The following is a 218-nucleotide window of genomic DNA, read 5'->3' on the forward strand; positions in this document are numbered from 1 at the left end:
GCAGGTGTGCTGTCGTTGGTTAACACGTCACTCAAGGCAACGGTCGGTGCCAATGCATCTACAGTGCCTGTACCTGGTAATGATGGGTTACCTGCTGGGTCAGTCGCTGTCGCAGTCACTATTTGACCATCAAGCAAGTCACCTGGGTTTGGCGCTGTCCACTTACCATCAGGGCCTGCAACGACTGTTGCTGTTGTGCCATCAGGGAAGCTCACAGT

At 54.1% G+C, this 218-nt stretch carries 1 protein-coding gene; it reads right to left on the minus strand.

The genetic code is table 11. The features are described 5' to 3' along the window. Positions 1-218 (minus strand): hypothetical protein (locus ACH63V_RS18245; protein WP_396464339.1); only part of this gene is annotated, 218 nt, incomplete at both ends.

Source organism: Acinetobacter sp. ABJ-A23_2, assembly GCF_044538765.1.
Taxonomy (GTDB): domain Bacteria; phylum Pseudomonadota; class Gammaproteobacteria; order Pseudomonadales; family Moraxellaceae; genus Acinetobacter; species Acinetobacter nosocomialis_A.